The organism is Moorena sp. SIO4A1, from assembly GCF_010672065.1.
Taxonomy (GTDB): Bacteria; Cyanobacteriota; Cyanobacteriia; order Cyanobacteriales; family Coleofasciculaceae; genus Moorena.
On record NZ_JAAHHX010000125.1, the window covers coordinates 1 to 8,096 of the forward strand.

The window sequence follows — 8,096 nt, forward strand, 5'->3', positions numbered from 1 at the left end:
ATTCGGGTGTTGCGATCGCAGTTATAGTAGGGTTAATTACAGGTTTATTCTCCTTAATTGGTCAAAGAAACGCCCTATTCGGTCAAATTAAGGCCGATCGGCAAGCCGCTGAAGCCAAATTTGGATTCTATCCAGATTTAGAAGCTTTGCTTGCCAGTTTACGGGCAGCAAAATCTATTCAAGATTGGCCGGGATACTTATCCTTATTCAAGCCAGACCCTAAGCTAAAAATACAAGTTACAAAAACACTGCACAAGGTGGCTTATGGAGTAAGAGAACGGAATCGCCTGGAAAAACATCAAGGCACAGTCATCGGTCTTGGTATTAGCCCCGATGACAGCAGAATCGCTAGCGTTGATAACACGGGAATCATCTGCTTGTGGGACAGGTCAGGCAAACTTCTAAATGATGATTGTTTCCAAGGGCCTGAAGGCTGGGTTGAAAGTGCCAGTTTTAACCCTGATGTCAGTTCACTGGCTACCATTAACACCAGTATAGATTCTTCTGGAGCTCTTGGTAGGATTTATACCTTGGCTTTATGGAACTTAGAAACTCAAGAGCAGGTTGAGGTAAATCTTGGGTCTAAATTTCGCGGTTGGGATGTCGTCTTTAGCCAAGATGGCGAGCAACTTGCTACTCGCGGTAGCAGGAATGATACTCGTTTTTTTAGGTACTGGGACTTATCAGGTCAAGAAATATCCGAAAACCAATTTAAAGGAGAACCGCAATTCTCGATGGTAGATAAAATTTATAGCAGTGATGGTAAGATCGCCACTTTTCCAGAACATAAAAGGTTTCCTTCTTATTATAAAAACACATTAGTTTTAGATAACCCGTCTGAGCCTTCTGATATTACAATCGAAACAAATCACACTTGGATAGAAAGAGCAGTTTTCAGCCTTGATGGTCAGCAGTTAATTACCGCAGGTAGAGATGGCATCATCCGTATTTGGGACTTTAAATCTAATCAAGTTTCTGATTCGAGTCATAATTTTAAAGTTGATACTTCTAAATTATCCTGGTCAAGTGATGAAGTTAGCAAAGACCCCATAGACACTAGTTTATTCTCGGAATGTCACTCTGCTGGTATAATCGATGAGGTGATTTTTAGTCCTGATAACAAGTTAAGGGCTACCGCCGCCAGAGACGGCACCGTCTGTTTGTGGAACCTAGATGGCAAAGAGTTAGCCCAATTCAAAGGATCTGCAAATGGGGCAATGGAGGTAAGTTTTAGTCCTGATGGCAAATTACTTGCAACTGCTGGACTAGATGGTATCACTAAGTTATGGGATCTAGAGACCAAGGAGCAGGTGGCAGAATTCAACGCAGAGTCTCGAGGTCAGGTCTTCGATCTCAATTTTAGCCCGGATGGTAAGCAACTGGCTATGGTTGCCAACGATCAAATAGTGAGGTTGTGGCAAATTGAATCCTTCGATCAACTCATGGTGCGGGGTTGCAATTGGGTGCGTGACTATTTGGAGAATAACCCCAATGTCGAGGAAAGCGATCGCCATCTTTGCGACAATGTTAACAAGTAGTTACCTTCATGTAAAAGTTTTGGTAGCCACGATTGTGTTTTTGGCAATTGGCTCATCTTTCTAATTGTATAAGAATTTGCGTTCGCGTAGCGTGACCAAAGGTCAATCGCTTTTAGCGTGGCCTACGGCCAATCGGGCAGCGGCTCCAAAGAAGCATCACTTCTTTCAACTTTGAAGCGAATCACTCGACATCGATGAAATGGGGATCGAATGCTAAACTTAAGCTATTGATTACAATTCCCTTCTTGATGCAGTCGCTCATGGGGGAAACCCCCGCGTGAAGGCGCTGCCTTCCCAAGACCGCGCTGCATCGCTTCGAGGTATGATTAAACCAAGGGGTAGTAATGGCTGAATCTTACTTAATTTATCTTGATGTTTGTTGCTTAAATCGTCCTTTTGATGATTGGCGACAAGATAGAATTCGATTAGAAGGACAAACAATCCTAGATATTTTTCAGCGGTTTTATTCAGAAGAATGGAAGCTGGTAAGTAGTGAAGCTATAGAAGCAGAATTAAACCGAATGGTTAATCTTGACAAACTAGACAGGATTAGAAAATTATTACGGGTTGCTGAAAATACAATAATTTTAACCGATGAAATAGATAAACGTTCTCAAGAAATAGAAAAGTTAGGATTTGGTTTGTATGATTCTTTTCATATTGCTTGCGCTGAAACTGCTAAGGTAGATGTATTATTGACAACGGATGATAGATTGCTCAAGAAAGCAATTAAGTATAGCCATCTCTTAAAAGTAAAATTAGATAATCCTGTCACTTGGTTAATGAACACTTTTGTATTAAAAGGAAATAACAACAATGACACCAATTGAATTAAGACAAAAAGGCTATTATGCCTTAGTTAAGGAATTAGGGCAAGTTGATACAATTCGTTTTTTACAAGATGTAGGATGGGGTTTTGGTGATTATACTCAAGAACGTCAACAGTCTCTAAAAAATGTGACAAGATCTGATTTTTGGCAAGATATTCAAGAAATTAGAGCAAAACAAGACCTTGAAAATCAATGATTCTGTTGCAGCTAGCGAACGCGCCCCGCGTGACCTACGGTCAATCGCGTAGCGTGGCCTACGGCCAATCACACCGAAAGCATTACCTAGGAGTTCGATTTGCTATCAGCAACAGATAGTGAACGCATCCATTCATCCAAATCCTCGGGTTTCGTAAAGTCCAACAACGCCTCCCCCAAAGCTTCAAGCTGAGGGAGGGATAAGGCTTGAACCTGCACTCGCATGTCTGGGGACACTTCTAGAAATGCGACGCAATAGTTGGCGGAGGATGAGAGATTGTTTCCCTTCGTGACGGCCTTCATCCTTAATGTCTTGATAAATTACAGACTGCTGCATGATATCTGTGCGTAAAATCTGGTTAATGAAGTCCCTCTTTAAGAATAGCCCTGCTAGAATCCCAGCGCACGCAGCCACATTGCTCTGTATCCTAATTTCTGGAATCGTCTCAACTCTTGCAGCCACCTGACGTAAGGTTTGAGCAGCATCGGGGGTTTGTGTCAGTACAGCCAAGGGCAATAACCCCGTCGATTCCAGAAACAGCTGAGTTGGTTGTTCCCATAGCCGAATGACCTCGAATTCGTGACGAGTACCAGGAATCTCAAACGCTGTCTGATAAACAAGTTCAGAAGTTGAACGGGTCAAGTAAATGACCACTTGGCGCATCTGCTTATTGGGAAAACGGCGGAAAACTCTCAGGCGGTAATCTGCCATTCAGCAAGCCCATAGTTGAGTCAGGTTGAGTCTGAAACTCGACGTGAAGCACGAAATCATCAGAATTCAGCAAAATCAAGGCATCCGCTCGAAGATGAAGACTTGTACTACCGCTTGATGCAAGAAGTGTTTGTCTACTTGGGACAAAATCGCTGGCGACATGGTTGGCAAGCGGTAGTATTTTGGGCTAAGCGCAGCTTGGATACAGGGATTCCGAGATGTTACGATGGCGAAGTCCAAACAGGATATCTGCGCTCACAAAACCCTCGATGAAACTCCAGACACCTCAGACTCAATCGGATTGGGACTGATACGCCTGGTAGTGGAACCAGAGACCAATGTCCAACACAGAGTACAGCAACTAGAAAGATGTGCGAGGGCTCTACCAGTAGCACAGCAGAGAAATGCGATAGAATTAGTAGAACAAGCCTTAGTGTATAAATTTCCTGAACGTCCTTGGAGGGAATTGGAAGCGATGTTTGGACTTACTGAATGGAAACAGACCAGATTTTATCGGGAAGTTAAGGCTGAAGGTCACCAAGAAGGTCATCAAGAAGGTCATCAAGAAGGTCATCAAGAAGGTCGCATCACTGAGGCACAGATTTTGGTCATGCGTCTGCTGAAAAAACGATTCCCAGAAATGACCGAGGAAATAAACAACTTAGTTCAAGGTTTGTCTTTGTCAAATTTGGAAGGGTTAACAGATATTATTTTTGAGTTAAAAAGTTGGGAAGATTTCTTGAGTTGGTTGTCACGGGTAGACCAATAATGCTCACATGGAGTTGATACCACTCATACTCTAGAAATGCTGTGAAAAAAACTCCCAACTTTACAATGCCTTGAACACTTGGTGAGGTCAAGTCTGCCCTTGGAGCCATCAGGGCCATCTGACGACTTGCCTGTGAAAGCGTTGTGATTGGTTCCATACGGGGGCATTGAACCCCCGGGTGGAACCGCGCATTCCTCTCACACCAAATCAAAGATTATGGTGTGAGGCTCCTGCTAAACTAGCTGATCTTCCCTATCTCCGAAATAAGTGAAGCGTGTTGATCAAGCTCAAGGGTGAAGCTCAAAGGTAAGCTTCGGTTTAAGAACCCATTTGGGCAGCAACTTCTTCAGCAAAGTTGCTTTCTTCCTTTTCTATACCTTCACCCAAGACATAGCGAGTGAAGCGACGCACTTGGATGTTTTCACCCAACTGGGCAACACATTGCTTGACTAATTCTTCCACTGTGATGCTTTGATCACGAATGTAAGGTTGATCCATCAACGAGAGTTCTTTAAGGCGTTTTTCAATCCTACCCTGAACAATTTTCTCTTTGATGTTTTCTGGCTTTTTGCCTAGGTCATCCCTACCCATTTCAATGTCTTTTTCTTTTTGAACAATCTCTTGAGGGATGTCATCGACCTTCACGTATTCAACGTTAGGGCAAGCTGCTACTTGCATGGCGACGTTCTTGACTAGGGCTTGGAACTCGTCGCGGCGGGCAACAAAATCGGTCTCGCAGTTAATTTCTACGAGTACACCGACTCGACCACCAGTGTGGATGTAGCTGCCGATAATTCCTTCTGCTGCCACACGACCGGATTTTTTCTCAGCTGAGGTAATGCCTTTTTTCCGCAGCCATTCCATAGCTTTGGTCATGTCTCCGTCGCTTTCTACGAGAGCTTTTTTGCAATCCATCATGCCAGCGCCGGTTTTTTCCCGTAGCTCTTTGACAAGTTTTGCTGTAATTTCCGCCATGTTGTTTTTGTTCCTACTGTTAGTGAAACTGATTACACCGTGATATCTTCCCACACTACTCGATCCGTGAGTATGGGCTTACCAGCCCACGCTGAAAGCTAGTTGATTTTTATCAAAGGGTAAATTCAGCGTGGGGCTTCAAGTTCGAAGATAACTAACTATTCTTCCTCAGTCTCCTGGTTATCTCCTTGATCTACGGATTCAATTTGCTCACTTTGTTCAGTCTCTTGAATTTCTTCCTCGTCTGGAAACTCCTCTAATCCCTCTTCAAATTCTTCGTATTCGTATTCCTCTGCGGTGTCTAGCTCACCATGACGGCCTTCGTAAATGGCATCAGCCAGTTTACCTATGATTAGCTTAATCGACCGGATCGCATCGTCATTAGCTGGAATCGGAATATCGGCTAAATCAGGGTCGCAGTTTGTATCTAATAGTGATACAATCGGTAGACTTAGCTTTTCACATTCCAAAATAGCGTTGTACTCACGCTTTTGGTCTATGATTATGACTATGTCGGGAACCTTACGCATCATTTTGATGCCACCTAGATACTTCTGAAGCTTGCCTAGTTCCCGACGCAGCATAGAGCCTTCTTTTTTTGGCAGTAAGTCAAGGGCACCACTGGTTTCCCGACGCTCTAAATCTTTCAGTCGCTCCACCCTGGTCTTAATTGTTTCCCAGTTGGTGAGCATACCACCTAGCCAGCGCTGGTTAACATAGTAGGCACCACAACGGCTTGCCTCTTGGGCAATAATTCCAGCAGCTTGGCGCTTAGTACCTACAAACAGAAATCTCTTGCCCTGTTCTGATGAGGTCCGGATATAGTGATAAGCATCCTCCATCAGCTGAGCTGTCTGTACCAAGTCAATGATGTGGACACCATTGCGAGCAGTGTAAATGTAAGGATCCATCTTGGGGTTCCATCGGCGAGTCTGGTGACCAAAGTGAACCCCTGACTCTAGCATTTCAGCTAAAGAAACTACAGGCATAATTTTTCAACTCCTAATTCGGGTTTAACCTCCATCCAGGTGGATTTCCCTTTAGAAACACCCGAAACCCTGGATGTGCGATGTTTATAAAACCCTTTTAGGGTAACACATTCTGAATCCCTAATGGCAAAGGGATTAGATGGATGAATTTTCTTACAAAAACATTAAAATTGTTAATTGGTAAGCTATCAGCTATCAGCTATCAGCTATCAGCTATCAGCTATCAGCTATCAGCTATCAGCTATCAGCTTACGCGCACGCTACACCGAACAGCGATCAGCCATTGGCCGTAGGCCAGGCTACTTGAGGTGCTTTTGAATAAAATAAGCACCTCAAGCAGCGTGAGCTTTAGCTCACGGCTGTTCCCTTAGCGTGGCCAACGGCTGACCGCTGACCGCTGACCGCTGACCGCTGACCGCTGACCGCTTACCCTACTACTACACGGGGTAGTCGGTGCTTAAAACCACAAATAATTTCCCAGGAAATGGTGCCTAAAGCCATAGCCCAGTCATCTGCTGAGATTTGCTCTTCCCCATCCTGTCCAATTAAGGTAACAATTTCCCCAACTTGTATATTAGGAATATCACTAACATCGAGCATGAGCTGATCCATTGTAATTGCGCCAATCTGAGGAACTTGCTGCCCTTGGATGATGACATTGATGCGATTGGAAAGATTTCGGGGAACACCGTCAGCATAGCCAATACCGACTACTGCTAGACGCATCTGTCGATTTGAAATAAATTGATGGCCATAGCTGATACCAGTTCCAGGCGGAATAGTTTTAATTTGGGTGATCCGGGCTTTTACCTGCATCACTGGCTTGAGGTGAATAACATTTTGAAGATGCTCTGCTGGGTAGAGACCATAGACGGCTAATCCTACACGCACCCAATCGTAGTGCAATGCTGAGTCGGTTAAGGTAGCAGCGGAATTGGCCAAGTGTAATCGGGGTGGAGTTATGCCACCAGCCTTTAATTGTGCGATCGCGTTTTTAAACCTTTCATGCTGCTGTCTCATCACTGTGGGGTCAGGACTATCAGCAGTAGCTAGATGGGAATAGACACTAGCTATTTCCAAGTTAGGTAATTGTTGGACTAGGCGTACAAACTCGATAGCATCTTGCCAAGGCATTCCCAACCGGGACATTCCTGTATCTAGTTTCAGATGCACTGGCAGGGTTTGGTTTAGACCACTCAAGGTTTCCGAAAACACTAACGCTTGTTGAGGATTACACAAAGTTGGTTCCAATTGCCAGTGAGCGATCGCTTTGACTTGTTCTGGGGTATTAGTCGCTCCCAACAAGAGTATAGTGGCCTTAATTCCCCCTTGCCTGAGTTGAATGCCCTCTGAGACAGTAGCAACACATAACCCCCCAGCACCAGCTTCTATAGCTGTGCGGGCAACGGTTAGAGCACCATGGCCATAGGCATCGGCTTTCACTACTGCCATTAGTTGGGTAGTATGGCGCAACAGCTGCTGTATTTGCCGTAAATTTTGATACAAAGCAACTTGATCAATTTCCGCCCAGGCTCTTTGGCGTAATCCAGGATAGAACGGGTCAGTTAGACAGTCAGTATTATCCCCTAGGATTTGTGTGACAGATTCGGACTGTAATGGTGTTATACCAATCCTCTGCTGAAGCTCTCCCATCGGAATTCACTCCTCAATTACTCACACATTACACACACATTACACACTATAGGCCGAATGGCGCTTTGAAAAGTTGCGGTGAGATGTCACAATGTTGCACGGGGCTAGTAGTTCAATATAGTTGGCATTGAACGGCACCCTGCTCAGGATAATCTGATCGGTTGGCTATTCTACCTACCTAAAAAATCCTGAACTATGGGATTTATTTAGGTAAGTATTACAGCAGCTATTAGGATGTCTTAAGCACTAAAGATGAGATAACCCACATCTGCTGTTTTTTTGAAACATATAGTTCATGGATTTATCAAAGATTCCTGCTCAACCTAAACCAGGTCTGATCAACGTTTTAATTGAAATTCCCGCAGGTAGTAAAAATAAGTATGAGTTTGACAAGGATCTAGAAGCCTTTGCCCTTGACCGGGTACTTTATGCATC

The 8,096-nt window shown here is 44.2% G+C and carries 11 protein-coding genes; 6 read left to right on the plus strand and 5 right to left on the minus strand.

The genetic code is table 11. The features are described from left to right. From F6K53_RS34315 to F6K53_RS34325, 3 genes are all read left to right on the plus strand, one after another. The coding region (locus tag F6K53_RS34315) for a WD40 repeat domain-containing protein (RefSeq protein WP_293083784.1) at nt 1-1,538 on the plus strand (1,538 nt) is incomplete at its 5' end. A 344-nt stretch (nt 1,539-1,882) separates the two neighbouring features. Then, on the plus strand, nt 1,883-2,368 hold the full coding sequence (locus F6K53_RS34320) for a PIN domain-containing protein (RefSeq protein WP_293065393.1): 486 nt from the start codon (nt 1,883-1,885) through the stop codon (nt 2,366-2,368). Continuing rightward, nucleotides 2,355-2,564: a hypothetical protein gene (locus F6K53_RS34325; protein WP_293065396.1), complete on the plus strand. Its 210-nt coding sequence runs from the start codon at nt 2,355-2,357 to the stop codon at nt 2,562-2,564. The genes F6K53_RS34320 and F6K53_RS34325 overlap by 14 nt, the downstream gene beginning before the upstream one ends. A gap of 86 nt (nt 2,565-2,650) precedes the next feature. On the opposite strand, the gene F6K53_RS46145 is transcribed toward F6K53_RS34325, so the two are convergent. Together F6K53_RS46145 and F6K53_RS34330 are read right to left on the minus strand one after the other, a co-directional pair. Then, the gene (locus tag F6K53_RS46145; protein WP_364301365.1) at nt 2,651-2,788 is read right to left on the minus strand and encodes a DUF4351 domain-containing protein; all 138 of its coding nucleotides are present in this window, start codon (nt 2,786-2,788) and stop codon (nt 2,651-2,653) included. Next, nucleotides 2,748-3,275 carry a hypothetical protein gene (locus F6K53_RS34330; RefSeq protein ID WP_293065399.1) on the minus strand — a complete coding sequence of 176 codons (528 nt, stop codon included), beginning with the start codon at nt 3,273-3,275 and terminating at the stop codon, nt 2,748-2,750. The genes F6K53_RS46145 and F6K53_RS34330 overlap by 41 nt, the downstream gene beginning before the upstream one ends. A gap of 15 nt (nt 3,276-3,290) precedes the next feature. Between F6K53_RS34330 and F6K53_RS34335 the strand changes: the two genes are divergently transcribed. Together F6K53_RS34335 and F6K53_RS34340 are read left to right on the plus strand one after the other, a co-directional pair. Beyond that, on the plus strand, nt 3,291-3,548 hold the full coding sequence (locus tag F6K53_RS34335; RefSeq protein ID WP_293065402.1) for a DUF2887 domain-containing protein: 258 nt from the start codon (nt 3,291-3,293) through the stop codon (nt 3,546-3,548). Then, nucleotides 3,502-4,044, plus strand: coding sequence for a DUF4351 domain-containing protein (locus tag F6K53_RS34340; RefSeq protein WP_293065405.1), 543 nt, complete (start codon nt 3,502-3,504; stop codon nt 4,042-4,044). The genes F6K53_RS34335 and F6K53_RS34340 overlap by 47 nt, the downstream gene beginning before the upstream one ends. A gap of 318 nt (nt 4,045-4,362) precedes the next feature. Here the strand turns inward: F6K53_RS34340 and tsf are convergent, their stop codons facing one another. The 3 genes from tsf to alr all read right to left on the minus strand — a co-directional run bounded on the left by tsf (nt 4,363) and on the right by alr (nt 7,661). Then, a complete protein-coding gene (gene tsf / locus F6K53_RS34345; RefSeq protein WP_008189236.1) occupies nt 4,363-5,019 on the minus strand; it encodes a translation elongation factor Ts in 657 nt (218 codons plus the stop codon). A 158-nt stretch (nt 5,020-5,177) separates the two neighbouring features. Continuing rightward, entirely contained in the window at nt 5,178-6,008 is an 831-nt protein-coding gene (gene rpsB / locus F6K53_RS34350; RefSeq protein WP_293018820.1) for a 30S ribosomal protein S2, read from the minus strand. Between the two features lie 426 nt (nt 6,009-6,434). Then, nucleotides 6,435-7,661, minus strand: a complete 1,227-nt coding sequence (gene alr, locus F6K53_RS34355) for an alanine racemase (RefSeq protein ID WP_293083787.1) — start codon at nt 7,659-7,661, stop codon at nt 6,435-6,437. Nucleotides 7,662-7,956: 295 nt separating this feature from the next. Between alr and F6K53_RS34360 the strand changes: the two genes are divergently transcribed. Further along, the coding region (locus tag F6K53_RS34360) for an inorganic diphosphatase (RefSeq protein WP_293083790.1) at nt 7,957-8,096 on the plus strand (140 nt) is incomplete at its 3' end.

What these genes read in the sequence shown, in the direction of transcription:
- F6K53_RS34320 (WP_293065393.1), top strand. Translation starts at nt 1,883, where the DNA reads ATGGCTGAATCTTACTTAATTTATCTTGATGTTTGTTGCTTAAATCGT.
- F6K53_RS34325 (WP_293065396.1), top strand. Translation starts at nt 2,355, where the DNA reads ATGACACCAATTGAATTAAGACAAAAAGGCTATTATGCCTTAGTTAAG.
- F6K53_RS46145 (WP_364301365.1), bottom strand. Translation starts at nt 2,788, where the DNA reads ATGCGAGTGCAGGTTCAAGCCTTATCCCTCCCTCAGCTTGAAGCTTTG.
- F6K53_RS34330 (WP_293065399.1), bottom strand. Translation starts at nt 3,275, where the DNA reads ATGGCAGATTACCGCCTGAGAGTTTTCCGCCGTTTTCCCAATAAGCAG.
- F6K53_RS34340 (WP_293065405.1), top strand. Translation starts at nt 3,502, where the DNA reads ATGGCGAAGTCCAAACAGGATATCTGCGCTCACAAAACCCTCGATGAA.
- tsf (WP_008189236.1), bottom strand. Translation starts at nt 5,019, where the DNA reads ATGGCGGAAATTACAGCAAAACTTGTCAAAGAGCTACGGGAAAAAACC.
- rpsB (WP_293018820.1), bottom strand. Translation starts at nt 6,008, where the DNA reads ATGCCTGTAGTTTCTTTAGCTGAAATGCTAGAGTCAGGGGTTCACTTT.
- alr (WP_293083787.1), bottom strand. Translation starts at nt 7,661, where the DNA reads ATGGGAGAGCTTCAGCAGAGGATTGGTATAACACCATTACAGTCCGAA.